Consider the following 18600-nt stretch of genomic DNA (forward strand, 5'->3'; position numbering starts at 1 on the left):
TTGCATTTGATATGACCAACTCGGCAAAAAATTGTATCTTTGCCAATCGCATGAAATAGAATAAAAAATCAGCCATACTCGTGATACAACGGATTCAGTCAGTATTCCTTTTTTTAGCTTTCTTATTAAACGGAAGCGTATTTTTCAATGCACTATATAGCCATGCCATGCAAGATCCACAGCAATGGGTGGGATTAAGCTTCGCGATCATTTTAACCATCGCTTCGCTTGGATCGCTGGGGACAATATTTCTATACAAAAACCGAGAAAATCACCGAAAGTGGGTAAGTGCTTTGCTGCTCGTTCAAATAATTGCCGTTGGTTTTGCGATAGGTATTTATATTTCACTGGGCGGTTTTGGTACGTTTTTATGGGATGAAACCATTGGTCTGGGATTATTAGTGCTGGCACTTGGAGCTCAGCTGTATGCACGCAAAAAAATTAAAGACGATATCGAGCTGGTCAAATCGATGGACCGGATTCGGTAATATAATTTCAATTTCATCTTTGCGATATGGCTGAGGAGTATCCAAAAGTAAAAGTACTGGCAGCCCTGTTGGCCGGACTAACTGCTTTTGGATTTGCGCCTATCCTGGTACGCTTTGCCTCCGATACCTCTCCCTTGGTGTTGGTGGTTTACCGCACCGTTTTTGCGGCCGTTATGTTATTTCCCTTTTGGATTTGGCTACGAAGCAGCGAGCAGCGAACGGGAAAAGGCAAAGAGCGGTTGTGGATAGCGTTATCGGGAGTATGCTTGGGACTGCACTTTACCTTTTGGATTTCCTCTCTTTATTATACCTCTGTTGCTTCAGCCTCGGTACTGGTAACCATCCACCCCATTATTATGATTTTGGTTGAACGACTGTGGTTCAAGCGGAGCTTTGCAACATCCACTTGGATTGGGGTACTGTTGGCCTTCTCTGGATCAGTTTTACTGGGGATTTCTGACAGCCAGATAGAGCAGGATTTTGCTGATCCGCTGTTTGGTAACTTTTTGGCGTTGATGGCTGCCATTATTTTTGTGGTGTATCTTCTCATTGGCCAAAAAATTCGAAAGAAACGAGCGTGGATTGATTACGTTTTTCCCGTGTATTTTTATGCCGCCGCGGCCTGTGTATTAATGGCAGTGCTGCTTGGTAAAAACTTGCTCAATATTTCTACAATAGGAGTTTGGGCGGGAGCCGGCTTGGCCTTTGGTCCGCAGATATTAGGCCATGGGTCTATGAATTATGCGGTAAAGTACGTTTCACCCACATTGTTGTCGACACTCATTTTGGTAGAGCCACTGTTAGCATCAGTGTTGGCTTTTTTCCTATTTGCCGAGTTACCTCCGATTGCTTCTATGTTATCAATGGGAATCATTTTGGTGGGGGTCGGTTTAACATGGCGCAGATCAGCTAAATAAATTGCCTGTTAAGAGTTGTAAAGAGTGACGGTATCGCATGATTATAGTATTTAGGTTTCCGTTTTTCGTTTCTATAATCGGTTGAATTTAGAATTCAGAAATAGATTTCAATGACATTAAGGTATTGGATACTACTTTCAGTCAGCTTGTTACTTTTTACGGTTGATCTGTCAGCTCAGACGGTTCGTGTGGTAGATGGGGATTCACGCCGGCCAATTTTCAACGTTTATATCTTTAATAACGAGCGTAACAAAATGGTGTCAACCAATGATGAGGGGGTTGCTCAGATTGATAAATTTTCTGCTGGGGACACACTGAACTTTCAGCATCCGTCTTATCAAAAGTTGTCCATTACTTTTCAGGAGGTAAAAGAGCAGGACTTTCTTGTACAACTAAAAGGGCGACCGGTTTTAATGGACGATATTTATGTGTCAGCCAGTAAGCGGGCTGAGGACCGCACAAAAATACCACAGCCTATAACCCGGATCGATGAAGAGCAGGTTGCTTTTAATAATCCCCAGACCTCTGCCGATATCTTAAAATATTCTGGACAAGTATTTGTCCAGAAAAGTCAGCTGGGCGGTGGAAGTCCTATGATGCGGGGTTTTGCCGCCAACTCAGTTCTATTGGCTGTAGATGGCATTCGAATGAATAATGCAATTTTCCGGAGTGGAAACCTGCAGAATGTTATTTCAATAGATCCCAATGCCATTGAAAATACGGAGGTGTTGTTTGGGCCTGGTTCGATTATTTATGGAAGTGATGCCTTGGGTGGAGTGATGAACTTTCAAACGCGATCTCCGAAACTTTCTTTTGTTGAGCAGGATACCCGCACAGATATCAATGTTATGAGCCGTTTTAGCTCTGCAAATAACGAAGGGACGATTCATGCCGATGTATCCGTTGGATTTGAAAAATGGGCAAACACAACAAGTTTTACGTATAGTAGTTTTGATGATCTGCGATCCGGCGGTGATTTTTACGATGAGTTCCCAAATTTTGGTAAGCGGAAAGAGTATGTGGTACGGCGCGATGGTTTTGATGCGGTGGTGCCCAATGAGGATGTAACGCTGCAGCGTTTTTCGGGCTATGAACAGCTAAATCTAATGCAGAAAATCCGGTTTAAGCCCACATCTGATTGGGATATGGAGTATGGGTTTCACTTGGGGACTACTACAGATATTCCCCGATATGACCGGCTAATTCAGCGCGAAAATGGCGATTCAGGTCCATTGGTGAATGCGGAATGGTATTATGGTCCACAGATATGGATGATGAATACGCTGAAAGTCGATTATTTTAACGGGACAAGTTGGTTTGACAATCTGACGACTACACTCTCTCATCAGTGGTTTCAGGAAAGCCGAAATGACCGGGATTTCCAGGATGATTGGCTCCGAAATCGTGAAGAGAATGTAAATGTTTATATCGCTCAGTTCGATTTTGATAAGCATTTTAATGATAACAAAGCACTATATTATGGCCTTGAGGGTATCCATAATTATGTGGGATCTAATGCGAAATCCACCAATATAGCCACGCAAAATGTGCGTCAGGTGGCTACCCGGTATCCTGATCGGGGAAGTGATTACTCACAGTTGGCAGCTTATGCGAAATATGAGCAGGATATCACTCCTAATCTGACAGCAATTTTAGGGTCGCGGTACAGTCATGTACTGCTGGATGCTGAGTTCAGTAATACCTTTTATGATTTCGACTTTCAAAAGATCTCGCTGAATACGGGGGCATTAAGTGGAAATATTGGCTTTACTTATCGTCCGGCTTATCAGCTACAATTTAATGTGAATGGTTCTACCGGTTTTCGGGCTCCCAATGTTGATGATGTTGCCAAGGTCTTTGACTCTGAACCCGGTAGCGTAGTTGTTCCCAATCCGGATTTGAGTTCAGAGTATACCTACAATCTGGATGTAGCAGTTATTAAAGGTTTTGGTGAAGGAATGCAATTTGAGATAAATGGTTTTTATACCTGGCTGAGAGATGCAATGGTGCGGCGCGATTTTGGAGACTCATTTGGTCAGGATTCTATCATGTATGATGGTACCTCGAGTAATGTCGAAGCAGTTGTAAATGCAGGAAAAGCATATATTTATGGAGTTAAAGCGAAGCTTGAAACGAAAATAGGCACTGATTTTTCATTCAGTGCCCAAGGTACCTATACCGAGGGTAAAGATAAATCAAATGATGAGCCCTTGCGGCACGTAGCTCCACTATTTGGGATGACGTCTTTGACATATCAGCATGACCCAATAAAAGTTGAACTTTTTTCGGAATTTAATGCCAAAAAGCCTATTGAAGATTTTTCTCCTTCAGAACGTAATAAACGCCATATTTATACTCCTGAAGGAACACCGGCCTGGGCTACCCTAAACTTGAGAACATCGTATCAGCTTACTGAAGAAATAGCGATAAATGTTAGTTTGGAAAATATTTTTGATAAACACTATCGTCCCTATTCGTCAGGTATAAGTGCGCCCGGAAGAAATTTTGTATTAGTCCTACGGGGTCAATTTTAGCAAACGAAGTCGGTTATTTCTCTGTTAATAGCAAATAACCGCTTGTTGCTAAAGATCAGTTAATGAACATTAGAAATTTCTTGTAATAACCGATTTTCCAAGAATTTTGGGTATTTTACATTAAACAAATAAAGATACGTTGGTAAGACATTTGCATATAAGATCCATCTGGCGCTAACCAATTGATACGTTATGCAAAACAAGAAATATTATTTTCCGAAAATACGCTACATGCTTGTTGGCGCACTTTCGGTACTACTAATGAGCACGGGGTGTGTTAATACTGATGATATTGATCAGTTCGTTGATGGCAGTGCTGCAGAAGGGTTGGATGTTTCGGTAACAGAGCCTATCGACCGGGATTATGCTGAGATAAAGCAGGATGGTACAATCAAAATGATCACCCGTTACAGCTCAAACACCTATTTTCTGCATCAGGGTATTGAATGGGGATTTGAGTATGAGCTTGTACGAAAATTTGCCCGCGAACATGACCTTGCCTTAGAAGTTATTGTTATTGGTCCCAACGAAAATCCTTATGATTTACTCAATAGTGGAAAGGGAGATCTAATTGCGGCTAATTATACAGCAACCGAGGAGCGAAAAAAATACGTCAAATTTACGAGGCCCTATAATCTGGTTAATCAGGTATTGGTTTTTTCTGATGAGGTAGAAGATCCACCGAAAACGATAGAAGAAGTGGCAGAGCGTGACATACCGATTACGGTTCGCCGAAATAGTTCGTATTACTATCGTATTCAGAATCTGAAAGATCAGGGAACGAATTTAGAAACACACGAAGTGCCCAATACCAAAGATACCGAGTCGCTTCTTTTTGAAATATCAAATAATACCCATCCTGCAACGGTTGCGGATGATAATATTTTCAATGCCTCCAATAAGTATATGCAGGGTTTGTTAAAGGGGCCGACTATTGCTGAAAATGATACCATCGCATGGGCAATTCGCAAAAATGCTACTGACCTTGAAACGGAGTTAAATCGTTTTCTGTATAAGCATTTTCGATTTGGGAAAGTAGGTGAATCACCTAAGAGGTCGACATTTTTAAATGTTTTGCGTAAGCGGTATTTCGAGTCAGGACAACAGATCGCGGAATATTATAATCCTGAGAGGTCAAGCAGAGGCTCCGGTGTGATTTCACCTTATGATGATCTGATTAAAGAGGTGGCAGATTCTGCTGAAGTTGATTGGCTATTAATTGCTTCCATAGCAGCGCAAGAAACAAAATTTAATCCTAATTCAAAGAGTTGGGCTGGGGCAGTGGGATTAATGCAGGTTATGCCTCGTTTTTCTAAAGTGCCGACAGAAAAACTTTATGATGCAGAAACAAATATCAAAGAGGGGGTTCGCATTATTAAGGAACACCTTGACCATTATTCGTATATGGACAGCACCAATAAATGGTCTTTTGCGCTTGCTACATACAATGCTGGTCCGGGTCATATTGCAGATGCCCGCCGCCTGGCAGTTGATCAGAATAAAGATCCCAATAAATGGGAAAATGTGGAAGATGCCCTGCTCAAACTAATGCATAGAAAGTATTACAAGGATGCTCGCTATGGATTTTGTCGAGGAATTGAAACGGTACGCTATGTTAAAGAGATTAAAAACCGATATAAAACCTATAAGAGTATATTGACGATGGCTGACCACAATAAAAAGGCGACGGGACCTGGTGTAATGGGACTGTTTAATTAACCTTGATGACAATAATGGTTACATCATCATGCTGAATATCTTTCGAGAAACTTTTAACGTCTTTGATTATTGCATTTTGAATCTCTTGGGAGGATAACTCTCGATGTTTCTTGATACACTTGAATAATCTCTCTTCCCCATATTCTTCCGTTCCGTCTTCATTTTTGGCTTCCGTTACCCCATCGGTATAAAAAACCAAGACATCCTGTTTTGAAAGCGTAATGGTTTGCTCTTGATAGGGGGTCATCGTGGACATAGCGCCTAAAATTAGTCCGCCCTCCGAGAGTTCCTCCACTTTATTATTATCAGATCTCAGCAAAATGGGAGGGTTATGTCCGGCATTAACAAATTGGAATTGATGGTTTTTTGGGTTAAAAATGCCCCAGAAGAACGTAATAAACTTATCACTGGGTGTGTTTTGGTAGATGATATCGTTGATTTGTCCGGTAGCTGCACTCAGCGAAATATCAACCGGTAGTAGCACGTGCAACATTGCCTGCAGGTTGGCCATAAGTAAGGCGGCGGGCATACCTTTACCGGTTACATCACCAATAGCAAAAAGCAACCTGTTTTCGGGTGCTTCTAAAATATCGTAGTAATCCCCACCCACCTGATATGAAGAGATGTTACTGGCAGTGATATCGAGCTCTGTACTTCGCGGAATAGGATCCGGAAGCAGCCCTTTTTGAATACTTTTAGCAATATTGAGCTCCTCTTCCATGCGCTCTTTTTCGATACGTTCCTCCAGCAGATACGTTTTTTGGATGGAAAGAACAGCAAGATTCCCAAGCGATTGCAGAAAATTATAATCGGAACTACTATATTCTTCCTCATTTGCTCTTGCACCAACCCCAACGAGTGCTACCCGTTCACTTTGAAATTGAAGTCCGATAAGGGCCTTAATCTCATTGTCTGCTAAAAATGGAATTTCTTGTTCCAGAGATTCATCAACTACGGTAAGGTCGTCATCCAACGAAAATAACTTATCAATAGCATCATCCGAAAGCTTACTGTTGATGCCGCTGGTAGCCATTACCTTACGCTCATTCTCGTGCTCAAGCACAAAAAAGAACTTGCGTATGAGCATCTGACCGAGCATGGCAAACTTAAAAATACGGATAATCTCATCGCGATCGACCAGGATGTTGAAATCTTTGCTGAGGTCAAAAAGCGTGTTAAGCTCATATACTTTTCGATCCAGCATTCGGTTGATGCGCCGCAGCTCGGTAAACATTCTGGAGTTAGCTATGGCTACCGAGGAGATGATGGTAAGGCTTTCTACAAACTCAACCTCGTGCTGGCTAAGTGGTTTTTTGTTGCCCTTGGAACCAAGGCATAAAAACCCGATGTGGTCGTTACTGGTCTGCAGATTAAAAAATGTACAGTGTTTATCTTCTTCAATAAGATCAGGCATTTCAAAATCATCAACACCACACTGTACCACCGATTGTTCTTTTACTTCCTTATCCCAGTCAAAAGAGATTGTTTGTCCTTCTTTAGGACAGTTTCGTCCCTTTGATTTTGAAATGATATAATTATCAGTTCCTGGTTGATACAACAGAATCATACCTTTGCTAACCATTAGTTTACCCATAGTAATTAGCAAAAGATTATTGAGAACAAAATCCATGTCTTGAGACTCAATAAGCATTCGCGAAGTCTCAAGTAGGGTTTTTAACTCAAATCTGGAATGTCTTTCCTCGTGTTTGTTGGAAGAGGTGCTCAAGTTTTTATTTATTTTTGGTCATCCTGATTTCGTTCACCGTACCTTCAGTATGGTATTCCACATCGTCCATAAGCTTTCTAATAAGATAAACTCCAACACCACCACGCTTTTTCTCTTTTATTTTTTGTCGCACATCGGGTTTTGAATATTTGCTGGGATCAAAGGCATCGCCGGTATCCAGTAAAGAAATCCAAAAAATATTTCCGTTGTATCCAAGCTCAATATCTACCGTCTTTTTATCATCGTGCTTATAGGCGTGCTTGATAATGTTGGTATAGGCTTCGTCAACAGCAAGGCGTATATCGGCCACTTCTTGTTTGTTGAACCCAAACTCCTTGGCGTGTTTTGCGACAAAATTCCGCACCTCAGCCAAGTGTTCGGTAGAAGCCTGTACAGAAATACTATATGTGGTAGTAGGTTTTGCCAAGGTAATTATGATTCAGCTTCGTCGGTTTCAAACTTTTCAATAGCATCAGATTCGTCTTCCACTATGTCGTAGAGCGAAGGGAATCCCAGCAGGTCAAACACGTTATAAACCTTGGAATTCATGTTCGTTAGCTTTATATCGCCTCCCAAGGAACGAACATCTTCGATATATGCCATAAATACTCCCAGGCCTGCACTGGCAATGTAATCCAACTCATCGCAATTGACGATTATCTGGTGCTTATCCTGATCTATTAACTTCTTGAGCGAATCCTCTAATTGTGAGGCCGTATGAGCATCCAGTTCACCGCAAAGCTCCAACACATCATAGGACTGAACTTCTCTGTGATTAATTTTAAAATTTTTCATTACTGCGGATTTGTTGTTAGAAACTATTCCCTAAAAGAATGAATGAACGACTAAACATAAAAAATTTTATAAACATGGTACGCAAAATTGAGTAAAGGCCTAAATTTATCTGGAATGGTTTAATCCGGTATTGAACATAACTTTAGGCTTACGGAAAGAAGGGGAAAATGATTCAAAAAATAAGGCCTCACGAGTATCAGTCGTGAGGCCCTGACTATTCATCAAGAGAGACGCTACTTGAGCGCACTTCAATATACATTAATTTCAATGGTTTCTACAAATTTTTTGCTAAAAAAATATTATTGCTACCCTTTAAAAATACCCCAAAGCCTCATTTTATGCTATTTAAATGGGAGCCAACGTTTTTCAGAAATTTATTAGTGTTATCGATAACATTATTGGCAGACTTTGAGACGAGTGAACTACAGATGACGTGGCTGTTAGCCTCGGGGAAGTTTGAGATACTTAGTGATTCTGTGCGAGTACCTAAGTTTTGGATCATTTTTTTTATGGCAGAAACAGAAACGACGGTATCCTGCTCCTTCTTATTTTTATAATAATAACCCACAAAAGTGGGATGAGTTATCCCCTTAAAAAGCTCAGGAGTCATATTATGTTCAACAAACGCTCCCAGCTCCAAGGCACCTGCAAGGGCATAACGTTTATCCCAAATTTTGTCCTCAGCAAAAGTAGTATTTTTTGTTGTGATGAGGTGTTTTTGGCCGGGGATAATTTGTAAAGCTTTGCGGCTTAGCTTATTCGTCAACAGTTTTGCACTTATCCCATAAAAATCGATTAATGGTGAGTATAAAATGAGGGATGAGATATCTTCTTTATACTCGGCTTTAGATGCCAGGTAAAGAGATAGGGAGCCGCCGGTAGATGTGCCCATTAAAATAACTTTCTTTCCAATCCGCTTGCCGATTTCCAAAGCAAAGCGAGCCGAATGGAGCATTTTTTCTTCTGTCAAATTCAACAGGGGATACTCGCTTTTGATCCCGTGCTCTTCGATCCGACTTAAAAAAAGATTATACCCAAACTTTTTAGCTACTGTTTTATGAACGGGATTCCCTTCGGGGTGAGACGCACGAAATCCGTGGAGGTAGACTATCGCATATTCGGACTGCTGTGGTTCGGGTGTTTGCCATATTATCTGTGCCTTTGTGCCTTCCTTCAAATCAAACTGTGATTCTCGATTTTCCAGATAGCTATCTAATTGGCGAAGATCTGTAGGAATCTCAGAAATGCTATTTACCATCGATGCATTAGATTAGTTTGTCATTTAATCAGCGTTAAAATAAAAAAGCACCGTAGATTTAACCACGGTGCTTTAATCAACAGTATAAAGAATTCGATTATTCTTCCGTTTTCATCGTATCTGCTTCAGCAGCATTAGGTTCCTGCATATCCATCGTCATTGAAATCCAAGATTTTGCATTATGGTTACGCATCAGCTTATCCTGCAACTTTTGGGCCATTTCTTTAGTAGCAACGTGTCCCAATCGCACTCGGAACCAAACATCGCCTGTTTCTTCATTTCCCATTTTAACGACATAAGCATTTTCATAGCCTCGGTCCACCCACTTCTGTATCTGAGCTTCCGCTTTTTCTTCCGAACGCCAAGCTTCTACCTGAACTGCAAAGGCACCATTGCTGTCATATTCAATTCTATTTCGCTCACGTTCTCTTTTGGCAGCCTCAATACTATCTTGACGAGCTTGCTCAATGCTATCTTGGCGTTGCTGTTCAAGACGCTGCTGTTTAACTCGTTCCAACGAATCCTGACGGGCCTGCTCTCTCTGTTGAATCTCTTCTTCACTCGGTCCGCAGGCCTGTAGCATACTGATTGCCATCGCCGAAGTTATAAGAAAAATAACTGCTCGTTTCATAAGCTTAGTGTTGTTAATGTATTGGGATGAATTGTTTTAACCTTACTATCTTAATTTTACTTAAAAAAAGGAATGGTACAAAACTAATTAAATAAAAAAGATCATTTTATTTAATTAGGCTACTATTTGATCCTTCAAAAGGATAAAAATTCGGGGCAAACGGTTGCTATCAAGGATGTTTCTATTTAGATTTGATCTAAATTTTTCACTTCTCAGAGAAGGATAAGCACTATTATAGGCACAACATCAAATAGTAAATCGCCCCCGTGGTATCTATTACTTATAGCGGGACTTATTGCGACCGGTGTTTTATTACCCCTTGTTTATTTATTGATCAGGGCTTTTGAAGCATCTCCGGAGATGCTTAATAACGTTGTTTTCCGGATGCGAAATCTGCATCTGCTTGGTAACACCCTGTTATTAACATTTGGGGTGTTGCTGTTGGATATTTTGATAGCATTGCCATTGGCTTATATATCAGTAAGAGTTCAAATAAGGGCGCGGAAGTTTATTACTATATTAGGGGTTCTTCCGTTGGCAATTCCCGGTTATGTAATGGCTTATGCGCTGTTGGGGCTTGGGGGATATAACGGAACCTTTCAGGCTTGGTTTGGATGGACGCTTCCACGCATCAATGGTTTTTCGGGTTCATTAATTGTATTAACGCTTTGCACGTTTCCTTATCTGTATTTAAATCTTAGGACGGCACTGGCGGGCATGGATCGTTCTATTGAGGAGGTATCGCGGTCACTGGGACATGATGCAAAATCTACATTTTTTAAGGTGATACTGCCGCAGTTGAGGCCGGCCTTACTTGCGGGTTCACTCCTGGTTAGTCTTCATGTAATCGGTGATTTTGGAACCGTTTCGCTGATGCGGTTTGAGACGTTTAGTTACGCTCTATATTTACAGTACATTGCAGCATATGATCGGATTTATGCGGCCTGGTTGGCGTTGATGCTTCTGGCACTTACCACGGGGGCGTTGGTATTAGAGTATAAATTGCTTAAAAAGGCGATTTATCATCGGCTGGGACGTGGGGTATCCAAAGCCAAAAATTATTTAGCGTTGGGGTCATGGGCTATTCCCGCTTATACTTTTGTAGGGATATTATTTTTAATTGCGATTGTTTTACCGGTTTCTTCGATTGTTTTTTGGCTAAATCAAACAGCTTTTGCCTCGGTTGCAGGCAATTTATACGACGCCTTTTTGCATTCTGTGCAGGCATCGGCCCCGGCAGCGGTTCTTACAACCTTGATGGCATTGCCACTTGCATATATTGGCGTCCGGTATAAAACGAAGTTAAGTAGTCCTATTGAACGGGTTGCTTATTTGGGATATGCAACGCCGCCGCTTGCTTTTGCACTGGCTTTTGTATTTTTCTCTCTGCAGGTGTCTACAGTACTATATCAGTCCCTGTTGTTATTGGTTATTGCATATTCGTTGCACTTTTTGGCAGAGGGCATTGGCCCGGTACGCAGTGCTTTATATCAGGCGCCGGAAGATCTCGAGGAGGCGGCACAGTCATTAGGGTATTCATCCATAAAGTCATTTTTTAAGGTTACCCTGCCATTGCTGCGCGGTGGAATTATTGCGTCGGCATCTTTGGTTTTTTTATCTGCAATGAAAGAGTTATCGATAACGTTCTTACTATCACCCATAGGGTTTGATACCTTGGCATTGAACGTATGGTCTTACACAGGAGAAGCAATGTTTGCCGAAGCGGCTCCCTTTGCACTGTTAATTTTGTTATTTTCATCCCTGTTCGTGGGATTTTTGTTCACTAAGGAGTTGAAGAAATGATGAGTGATTTACTTACCGTAAAAAGTTTAACAAAATCCTTTGATGAGAATGGTCCGGTTGTGGATAGGCTGGACTTTGAAGTCAGAGAGCATGAGATTTTTGCCCTTCTGGGACCAAGCGGTTGTGGTAAGACAACATGCCTGCGACTCATTTCGGGGTTTGAAGATGCAGACGAGGGAGAAGTACGATTAGACGGCAAGTTACTGGAATCTCCGGAAACCCATGTAGCCCCCCAAGACCGGGGCATTGGTTTCGTGTTTCAGGATTATGCCCTCTTTCCTCATTTGTCAGTGATAGAAAATGTGGCGTTTGGGCTTACCGATATTCCAAAGCACAAACGGTTGGTATATGCCGAAGAGGTATTATGCCGAACGGGAATGGGTGATTATAAAGATCGAAATCCCAGCGAACTTTCGGGTGGTCAGCAGCAACGTGTAGCATTGGCCCGTGCTATTGCACCCAAACCAAAGTTGGTGTTGCTTGATGAACCATTTTCTAACCTTGATGCCATGTTGCGCGATTCTATGCGTAAAGAAGTAAGGGAAGTACTAAAGAAAGCTGGCATGAGTGCCTTGCTTGTTACGCATGATCAGGAGGAAGCTCTTTCCTTTGCGGATCGCATTGCCGTGATGAATGACGGGAAAATCGAACAAATCGGTACACCGGAGGAAGTCTATTATAATCCGAAGACAAAGTTTGTAGCACAATTTCTCGGCCGTACAAATCTTTTCCATGCGAACGCAAACGGGGGATCGAAAGTAGCAACAAAATTGGGTCCCATGAACCTGAATTGTAATGCCTGTGGACGTGTACTCTGTTCTATTCGTCCAGAACATTTAACGTTGGAGAAGCCTAACAATCAAAAACCGGAAAATATAGGCACGGTGCTCGGACGTGAGTTTAAGGGGCACGATATTACCTATCATGTGCAGTTGGGAGAGCAGAAATACTTGGTACATACCGACAATCGTGTCCTTTTTGAGCCCAATGATGCGGTGGTTATCAAACCGCTTGAGTCAGCGGTTATCTTGGATGAATCCGATAAATAAAAACTTGATCTTATGAGCTTTTTATTACTACTCGTAATTGCCGCTATTTGTGGTGCTATTGGCCAAAGTATTGCAGGGTATTCGTTGGGCGGCTGTTTAATTACGACGGTTGTGGGATTTATTGGTGCCTTGATTGGCAAGTGGCTGGCTGCAGAAATGGGGCTTACCTACATTCTTCCCATTGAAGTAGGCGGAGAGACGTTTCCGATTATTTGGTCAATATTGGGATCTGCACTCTTTGCCGTTGCAATTGGATTATTATCTCGCGGAAAAGATCGACTAAAGAAATGATGAGTTGGTGAGGAGTACAAGTCATTATTCTGTTCGTCTGCTACGATCTATTGGGGAGCAGAAAAATCCTGATTAAAGGGGTTTTTATCAAAACCGGGTGTGACTTTCACGAAACCATGTGAAGTAGCATTATGGCAGGAATTGCAAGATTTAGCGAGATCTATCGTTTTTTGTCTAACCTCATCCCAGTTTTTGTTAGCCAATGCTGTTTCCACGGGTTCAACAGCAGGATCGAAAATAAGTTTCATAAACCGTTTAATGTCATATCCTTCATATCCGGGGATGTTTTGTTTAATACCATCTGCTGCCGCTCTCACTTCATGAAAATAAAAGGTGGCTAATTCATGATTTTTTGCGTTAACAGCTAAAGCGTATTTGTGAAAATATTTTTGTAGCTGTCCCATAGCATCAGCAAGTTCGGGGGTATCCTCTTTCGCTTTTTTAACCTCTTGTTGTGTTTCTGATGCACTATTATCCGATTGTTCGGTTGTGCATTGGATGGTTAGAAAGGCACATAGTACGACACTCAATACAAGAGATAATAGTTTAATAGGACTCATTCCGGCAAACATTTTTTAGAGGATATATTCACTATTTAAAATGAGTCTAAGTATATAAAAAAATGACTAAAGGTGGAATCGAAAATCAATTTGTTACGATAGATTAAAATAGCCGCGATACACTGATATTAAGCAACACCGTGGGTTGGTCCAGGCGGGTAGCAAGGTCGAGTCGGAACAGCCCCAATATACCATTTAATGATGCTCCTATCTCCCAATGAGTGCCACTGGTTTGTCTTGGTTGGTATCCGGATTGAGACAAAAAATTGTCGTTTTGTAACCAGGTTTGTGCCATTCCTCCGAAGATTATAAACCCGATATTACGATCTGTTAGTGCTTGTAATCCCAATAGCTCGAAGGGTATGGTACGGAAATTATGCTCGGCATTTATCGAAAAATATTGTTGGCCCTGGTAGGGACGATTTCGGATCGTTTTCATTACACCATACGGAGCTGTTGCACCGATAGTGCCATCGATGATGCCCCATTTTTGTGGGGGAAGATCTCCGCTGTAGGTACCACCCTTGATAGTAAAATCCAGCGTGTTGGATAAAAAGCGGCGTTTATAAAAGGTGGGTAGTGACCATGAAACGAATCCCGTATAACGAGTAAATTCATAGTCGCTGCCAAGAGCATCTGACGAGTGTTCGATACTCAGCTGAATCCTTTTTTGTGATGTGACTCCAAAATTATAGGTTTCGTCAATATTATATCCGGTTGTAAAATCGATTGATTGTAATGTTCCTTCGGGAATGCCGGGATTAGCCTGAAAGTTCTGAGTGTTTCCCAGTATGTCATAGGCGGTAGTAGTAGCCAGGGATGTGTGGTTTTGATGGTTGTATCCCACTTCGAGAGATATATTTTTGGGAAATTCCCACCCAGAAAAAAATCGAAACCCTTCTGATCGATAATAATCAAAATAGCCTTTGTGACCCAGCAAATTGGGAATGATGGTATAGTAGGGGGCATAAATGTGGGACTGGTATCGTGTTTTGGTGTCTGCGTGATAGCCACCGCCAAGGGTTGCCGAGCCCCAGCTGCTCTGAAGCCACGTCATGGAAAGACCTCCGGCATAACTCCACTCTTGGTATCCTGTGTTGTATCCGCCCCGACCGCGTATATTGAGCCACTTGGTCGCATCAATGCTATAGCGTAATCCAATGAACGCTTGGTCAACGCGATTGTACCTTCCGTCAGGCATCATATTGCCGGGTATTTCATTCAGGAAGCTCAGAAATCGAGAGTTGGATTCGCCCTCGTTTTCTTCTCCATCATCAATAAGCTTTGCTAAAAATCCGCTGGGCTTAAACGCTTTTTCGAGTGTGGCTGTACTGTCGAGGGTAGTATAGGCTTGTTCCTCTTCAGAAGAAAGGGGAACGGTGTTGACCTGCCGGACGATCAATGAATCGGATTGAACGGTAGTGCTATCGACGCTAAAGCGTTCCTCCTTTTCATAGAGCGAGTCCGGTAACGGGGTGTTGACTTGGTAGTTAGTAATACGTGAAAGCTGATTGAATTTAATCATCGGAAAATTGAGTCCAACCATCTTTATCTTGATATCGCCTCCAATACGTACATCTACCGGCAACCAAAAATCTTGACCGAAATTATTAAACTGCTGTTTGTAAGAAGTGCTAAATGATTTTATAGGAGCAGGAAATTTGACGACGTCGTTCGGGACTAAATCGACTTCGATCAGGGCATATTCCTTTGCCAACACAAAAGCAGTTCCCTCGAAGAGCGGCTGTAGTTTTCGGTCAGGTGATACTTCAATTACATATACTGTTTGATTATCGATGGAAGTCTGATCTACAAGCTTAAAGTTATAGTATTTAAGTGCTTCAGGATGGGTGATACCTACCAGCTCGAATTCTGCAATTTCGATGTCATCATCATAAAAATTAGGCAGGTAACTGACCCCGGCAAAGTTACTTGCTGCCTCAATATTAGCAGTTTGTCGCTTCGATTTTTGCACTTCGCGGTGTCCTCGCTGTTTATCCCAAAAAACCTCGGAAACGGATTCGGTAATGGAAACAATCGATGTGTCGTTCGATAACGACTGACGAGTGTAAGCTTCTGCTTTATAGGTTTTCAGTTCTTTACGCCACTGCTGCTTCCGATTAATTACTTCGCGCATAATTCGCATTCCGGGATCTTCATCGGTAACGACAATTTCCTGCATTTCAGTGACTGACGGATGCAGAGAGATGTTCTGTCGGGCTTCTGATGTTTGGCTGATGGTCAGTTCCTGGGTTTCATAACCGATATAGCGAATAACAAGTGTAGCCGGTAAAAGCGAGTCCGGAATAGAAATAGAAAAGTTACCATTGCCGTTGGTGATTGTTCCGCGATAAGTGTCTTTAATCAGAATATTGGCCGCGGGGAGTGTTTCCTCTGTTTGGGCATCGATTACGGTGCCGCTAATTGTTTTTTGTGCCCAGGTTGTAGAGCTGATACAGAGCAAGAGCAATAGTAACGCTGAAGTTTGGATATTTTCTGTCATGGAAAAAGTTTGGTTCTAAAACGAAGGGGATATTGTACTATTTCGCTCTGAACAAGTTACAGTAAAAGTGATAGACTTTGCATAGTAAATGCTGAGTGTTGCCATAATTGAAAATTTAGCTTGTGCTTTTAATACTAATCTCCGTATCGTAAAAGCCGTTGCACCAACGGCCCCTATAGTTCAAGTGGATAGAACGGAGGTTTCCTAAACCTTAAATCCGGGTTCGACTCCTGGTAGGGGCACAATATTTTCTTTTATATTATTTTAACCCAATCCATCAAATTGTGTTTAAAAAAATCAACAGGTACTTCTTGAAAAGATAATGTGGATAATTCTTCATCTGTGAAAGTTGGTTTGCTGTTGTCCATGTAATGCCATCTTTGTGGAATCAAAGTTGGTGATTCCAAATTTGGCCATATCAGCAGCGGTGGAGAGAATAGCTCCCAAATCCCAGTTCGCAGTCGGATTACCTCGCTTATTTAATCTTGCTACAAGCTTATCTCGGACCAGCGATCGCAGGGTAGTGAAATGCATCATATCAAGCGGCTGAAAGATTTTTTGTTGCAGGATCTCTTAGTTGAAATGTCCGGGCGCATTATATTTGCTCCCAATTTATGAATTATCAGAACAGGGTTCAGAGGCCTATTGTGATATTGAAACAGGTCAGATCTGTATTGATAAAGCCATAAATGAAATGGGACAAATCAGACTGGCAGTGTATACCCTCTTTCGTCAAGGATGAAGATGAAAAGGGAATCAAATAAAAAAGCCCGCCTTCGTCGGCGGGCTTAAAAACTACTCTCTTGATATTATTTAACGGCTTATCTGTTAGTAAGACCACCGAGGATGATAATCCTTACGAAATTTCTTTTCATATTTTTATATTTAATTTCATGCACTTGTTCATGTATTATTGTATAATACTTCTTATGAAATCATTGACCGACAAACAGCGACAACTTTGGGAATACATCCTAAACTTTTATGAAGACTACGATCAGTTTCCAAGCTATGAAAACATGCAGCAGGAGTTTGGATATAGTTCTTCCAACAGTATTTACCAACATCTGCAAGGGCTTACCAAGAAAAATTATTTGAATAAACATGGCAGAGGCCATTACGATATCCATCCGAGTAAGCGGAATCAACTGAGCGGCTTTTATCCCGGTATTCCTGTTAAAGGACGTATTGCAGCAGGAGCTATGCATGAGGCCATCAGCGAGAATCTCGGTCATCTTCCGGTAGAGATTCATCCCGAAAAATCAGATCACTATTTTGCGTTGATTGTAGATGGAGAAAGTATGATTGATGCTGATATTCGCGACGGTGATTATATTATTATTGATCCCCGAAAGCCTAAAGATGGAGAGATTGGTGCCATTCGTTACCGTGGTGAAACCACCTTAAAGACGATTCGAAAAAGAGAGGATGGTATTACTTTGCACCCTGAAAACCCATCTTATGAGCCCATCAACATTACGCCGGATGAATGGGAGGAGGTAACAGTTTATGGAACGTATGTTGGTAAGGCTTGGAAGAAAAACGGAAACTGGGGACTTATTTTCCGAAACGGATAATAGTGTAATCCAGGAAGCCCGAATATTATAGAAGAATAACCACTGCATATTCAAAACTATTTCTTTGTCTGTACCATGCGCAGCATTATGACATCATAAACAGCATGGGCACTCATGGCGGCGATAAGTCCAGCATGTTCAAAGAGGTAACCCAACATCATGCTGAGGCTAAACATCATCAGACCGAAAATAATGTGGGCTATTGAAGTGAATTTAAAGTAGCCGTGGATACCAATAAAAATAGCGGAGGTGATCCAGATACCAAGCAGGGGCTGGATGGCACCGCGAAATAGCAGTTCTTCGCCAGTCCCCGCAAAGGCGGATAGTTGAATACGATCAAAATGGGTAAGCTTCATTTTTGAAATGATTTTTACAATGTAAAAGTCATTGAGTACGTCGGCTACCGGCGGACGCTTGATAATAAATCCAATGAGGCCCGCTGCAATGGCTCCTGATAATATGCCTATAAGCAGTTGAAAGCTCGTTGTGTAACCGTGATCAAAAGCTGTAAGTAGACTTTTTTGGTGAACGAATCGAAAAAGAAGAAGGGCAACAATCAGATAGGTGAGGGTAGAAAGAAGAGAGAGTAACAGCAAGTTATGGCTTGGCAACCGCGAGTCATCGTCAGTATCAGGTTGGGCGTTATTTTCTTCATTGAGCATAAGAATTCTGATTTACTTGATTGGGCATAAAATGCTGTAATGAATAATATGCTTCCAAAAGTATAAATTTGTAAAACCAATTAGCAT

Annotated in this window: 17 protein-coding genes and 1 tRNA gene; 9 read left to right on the forward strand and 9 right to left on the reverse strand. The window is 41.7% G+C overall.

The genetic code is table 11. The features are described from left to right. Positions 1 to 80: 80 nt before the first annotated feature. The 4 genes from ACQ76V_RS12790 (at position 81) to ACQ76V_RS12805 (ending at position 5658) form a co-directional block, all read left to right on the forward strand. Positions 81 to 488 (forward strand): DUF4293 family protein, encoded by a 408-nt coding sequence (locus ACQ76V_RS12790; RefSeq protein ID WP_441000897.1) that lies wholly within the window; start codon positions 81 to 83, stop codon positions 486 to 488. Between the two features lie 26 nt (positions 489 to 514). Continuing rightward, the gene (locus ACQ76V_RS12795; protein ID WP_441000898.1) at positions 515 to 1405 is read left to right on the forward strand and encodes a DMT family transporter; all 891 of its coding nucleotides are present in this window, start codon (positions 515 to 517) and stop codon (positions 1403 to 1405) included. A 110-nt stretch (positions 1406 to 1515) separates the two neighbouring features. Beyond that, a complete protein-coding gene (locus ACQ76V_RS12800) occupies positions 1516 to 3939 on the forward strand; it encodes a TonB-dependent receptor plug domain-containing protein (RefSeq protein WP_441000899.1) in 2424 nt (807 codons plus the stop codon). Positions 3940 to 4131: 192 nt separating this feature from the next. Then, entirely contained in the window at positions 4132 to 5658 is a 1527-nt protein-coding gene (locus tag ACQ76V_RS12805; protein ID WP_441000900.1) for a transglycosylase SLT domain-containing protein, read from the forward strand. On the opposite strand, the gene ACQ76V_RS12810 is transcribed toward ACQ76V_RS12805, so the two are convergent. From ACQ76V_RS12810 to ACQ76V_RS12830, 5 genes are all read right to left on the reverse strand, one after another. Next, entirely contained in the window at positions 5651 to 7252 is a 1602-nt protein-coding gene (locus ACQ76V_RS12810) for a SpoIIE family protein phosphatase (RefSeq protein ID WP_441000901.1), read from the reverse strand. The genes ACQ76V_RS12805 and ACQ76V_RS12810 overlap by 8 nt on opposite strands. Before the next feature lie 136 nt (positions 7253 to 7388). Continuing rightward, positions 7389 to 7811, reverse strand: a complete 423-nt coding sequence (locus tag ACQ76V_RS12815; RefSeq protein WP_441000902.1) for an ATP-binding protein — start codon at positions 7809 to 7811, stop codon at positions 7389 to 7391. A 5-nt stretch (positions 7812 to 7816) separates the two neighbouring features. Continuing rightward, positions 7817 to 8179, reverse strand: a complete 363-nt coding sequence (locus ACQ76V_RS12820; protein ID WP_441000903.1) for an STAS domain-containing protein — start codon at positions 8177 to 8179, stop codon at positions 7817 to 7819. A 331-nt stretch (positions 8180 to 8510) separates the two neighbouring features. Then, a complete protein-coding gene (locus tag ACQ76V_RS12825; protein WP_441000904.1) occupies positions 8511 to 9437 on the reverse strand; it encodes an alpha/beta hydrolase in 927 nt (308 codons plus the stop codon). Positions 9438 to 9534: 97 nt separating this feature from the next. Then, positions 9535 to 10068 (reverse strand): SPOR domain-containing protein, encoded by a 534-nt coding sequence (locus tag ACQ76V_RS12830; RefSeq protein WP_441000905.1) that lies wholly within the window; start codon positions 10066 to 10068, stop codon positions 9535 to 9537. A 360-nt stretch (positions 10069 to 10428) separates the two neighbouring features. On the opposite strand from ACQ76V_RS12830, the gene ACQ76V_RS12835 reads away from it, so the two are divergent. From ACQ76V_RS12835 to ACQ76V_RS12845, 3 genes are read left to right on the forward strand one after another with little or no spacing between them, the layout of a single operon-like run. Continuing rightward, positions 10429 to 11871: an ABC transporter permease gene (locus ACQ76V_RS12835; protein ID WP_441000906.1), complete on the forward strand. Its 1443-nt coding sequence runs from the start codon at positions 10429 to 10431 to the stop codon at positions 11869 to 11871. Continuing rightward, on the forward strand, positions 11868 to 12920 hold the full coding sequence (locus ACQ76V_RS12840) for an ABC transporter ATP-binding protein (protein ID WP_441000907.1): 1053 nt from the start codon (positions 11868 to 11870) through the stop codon (positions 12918 to 12920). Before ACQ76V_RS12835 ends, ACQ76V_RS12840 begins: the two co-directional genes overlap by 4 nt. A gap of 12 nt (positions 12921 to 12932) precedes the next feature. Beyond that, positions 12933 to 13211: a GlsB/YeaQ/YmgE family stress response membrane protein gene (locus ACQ76V_RS12845; RefSeq protein WP_441000908.1), complete on the forward strand. Its 279-nt coding sequence runs from the start codon at positions 12933 to 12935 to the stop codon at positions 13209 to 13211. A 47-nt stretch (positions 13212 to 13258) separates the two neighbouring features. Here ACQ76V_RS12845 and ACQ76V_RS12850 read toward each other — a convergent pair whose 3' ends face one another. Together ACQ76V_RS12850 and ACQ76V_RS12855 are read right to left on the reverse strand one after the other, a co-directional pair. Next, on the reverse strand, positions 13259 to 13771 hold the full coding sequence (locus ACQ76V_RS12850) for a hypothetical protein (RefSeq protein ID WP_441000909.1): 513 nt from the start codon (positions 13769 to 13771) through the stop codon (positions 13259 to 13261). A gap of 103 nt (positions 13772 to 13874) precedes the next feature. Next, positions 13875 to 16274, reverse strand: coding sequence for a DUF5686 family protein (locus ACQ76V_RS12855; RefSeq protein ID WP_441000910.1), 2400 nt, complete (start codon positions 16272 to 16274; stop codon positions 13875 to 13877). Positions 16275 to 16443: 169 nt separating this feature from the next. On the opposite strand from ACQ76V_RS12855, the gene ACQ76V_RS12860 reads away from it, so the two are divergent. Then, positions 16444 to 16516 (forward strand) — tRNA-Arg (locus tag ACQ76V_RS12860). Positions 16517 to 16610: 94 nt separating this feature from the next. On the opposite strand, the gene ACQ76V_RS12865 is transcribed toward ACQ76V_RS12860, so the two are convergent. Further along, complete coding sequence (locus ACQ76V_RS12865) at positions 16611 to 16811, reverse strand: hypothetical protein (protein ID WP_441000911.1); 201 nt, start codon at positions 16809 to 16811, stop codon at positions 16611 to 16613. 392 nt (positions 16812 to 17203) lie between these two features. On the opposite strand from ACQ76V_RS12865, the gene ACQ76V_RS12870 reads away from it, so the two are divergent. Beyond that, entirely contained in the window at positions 17204 to 17851 is a 648-nt protein-coding gene (locus tag ACQ76V_RS12870) for a LexA family protein (protein ID WP_441000912.1), read from the forward strand. Positions 17852 to 17907: 56 nt separating this feature from the next. Here the strand turns inward: ACQ76V_RS12870 and ACQ76V_RS12875 are convergent, their stop codons facing one another. Beyond that, on the reverse strand, positions 17908 to 18513 hold the full coding sequence (locus ACQ76V_RS12875) for a CPBP family intramembrane glutamic endopeptidase (protein WP_441000913.1): 606 nt from the start codon (positions 18511 to 18513) through the stop codon (positions 17908 to 17910). Positions 18514 to 18600 lie beyond the last annotated feature (87 nt).

Source organism: Fodinibius sp. SL11, assembly GCF_052060035.1.
Taxonomy (GTDB): Bacteria; Bacteroidota; Rhodothermia; order Balneolales; family Balneolaceae; genus Fodinibius.

Coding starts and splice junctions, on each gene's coding strand:
- ACQ76V_RS12795 (WP_441000898.1), top strand. CDS start 515: ATGGCTGAGGAGTATCCAAAAGTAAAAGTACTGGCAGCCCTGTTGGCC.
- ACQ76V_RS12800 (WP_441000899.1), top strand. CDS start 1,516: ATGACATTAAGGTATTGGATACTACTTTCAGTCAGCTTGTTACTTTTT.
- ACQ76V_RS12805 (WP_441000900.1), top strand. CDS start 4,132: ATGCAAAACAAGAAATATTATTTTCCGAAAATACGCTACATGCTTGTT.
- ACQ76V_RS12810 (WP_441000901.1), bottom strand. CDS start 7,252: ATGGGTAAACTAATGGTTAGCAAAGGTATGATTCTGTTGTATCAACCA.
- ACQ76V_RS12820 (WP_441000903.1), bottom strand. CDS start 8,179: ATGAAAAATTTTAAAATTAATCACAGAGAAGTTCAGTCCTATGATGTG.
- ACQ76V_RS12825 (WP_441000904.1), bottom strand. CDS start 9,437: ATGGTAAATAGCATTTCTGAGATTCCTACAGATCTTCGCCAATTAGAT.
- ACQ76V_RS12830 (WP_441000905.1), bottom strand. CDS start 10,068: ATGAAACGAGCAGTTATTTTTCTTATAACTTCGGCGATGGCAATCAGT.
- ACQ76V_RS12835 (WP_441000906.1), top strand. CDS start 10,429: ATGCTTAATAACGTTGTTTTCCGGATGCGAAATCTGCATCTGCTTGGT.
- ACQ76V_RS12840 (WP_441000907.1), top strand. CDS start 11,868: ATGATGAGTGATTTACTTACCGTAAAAAGTTTAACAAAATCCTTTGAT.
- ACQ76V_RS12845 (WP_441000908.1), top strand. CDS start 12,933: ATGAGCTTTTTATTACTACTCGTAATTGCCGCTATTTGTGGTGCTATT.
- ACQ76V_RS12850 (WP_441000909.1), bottom strand. CDS start 13,771: ATGAGTCCTATTAAACTATTATCTCTTGTATTGAGTGTCGTACTATGT.
- ACQ76V_RS12855 (WP_441000910.1), bottom strand. CDS start 16,274: ATGACAGAAAATATCCAAACTTCAGCGTTACTATTGCTCTTGCTCTGT.
- ACQ76V_RS12865 (WP_441000911.1), bottom strand. CDS start 16,811: ATGATGCATTTCACTACCCTGCGATCGCTGGTCCGAGATAAGCTTGTA.
- ACQ76V_RS12870 (WP_441000912.1), top strand. CDS start 17,204: ATGAAATCATTGACCGACAAACAGCGACAACTTTGGGAATACATCCTA.
- ACQ76V_RS12875 (WP_441000913.1), bottom strand. CDS start 18,513: ATGCTCAATGAAGAAAATAACGCCCAACCTGATACTGACGATGACTCG.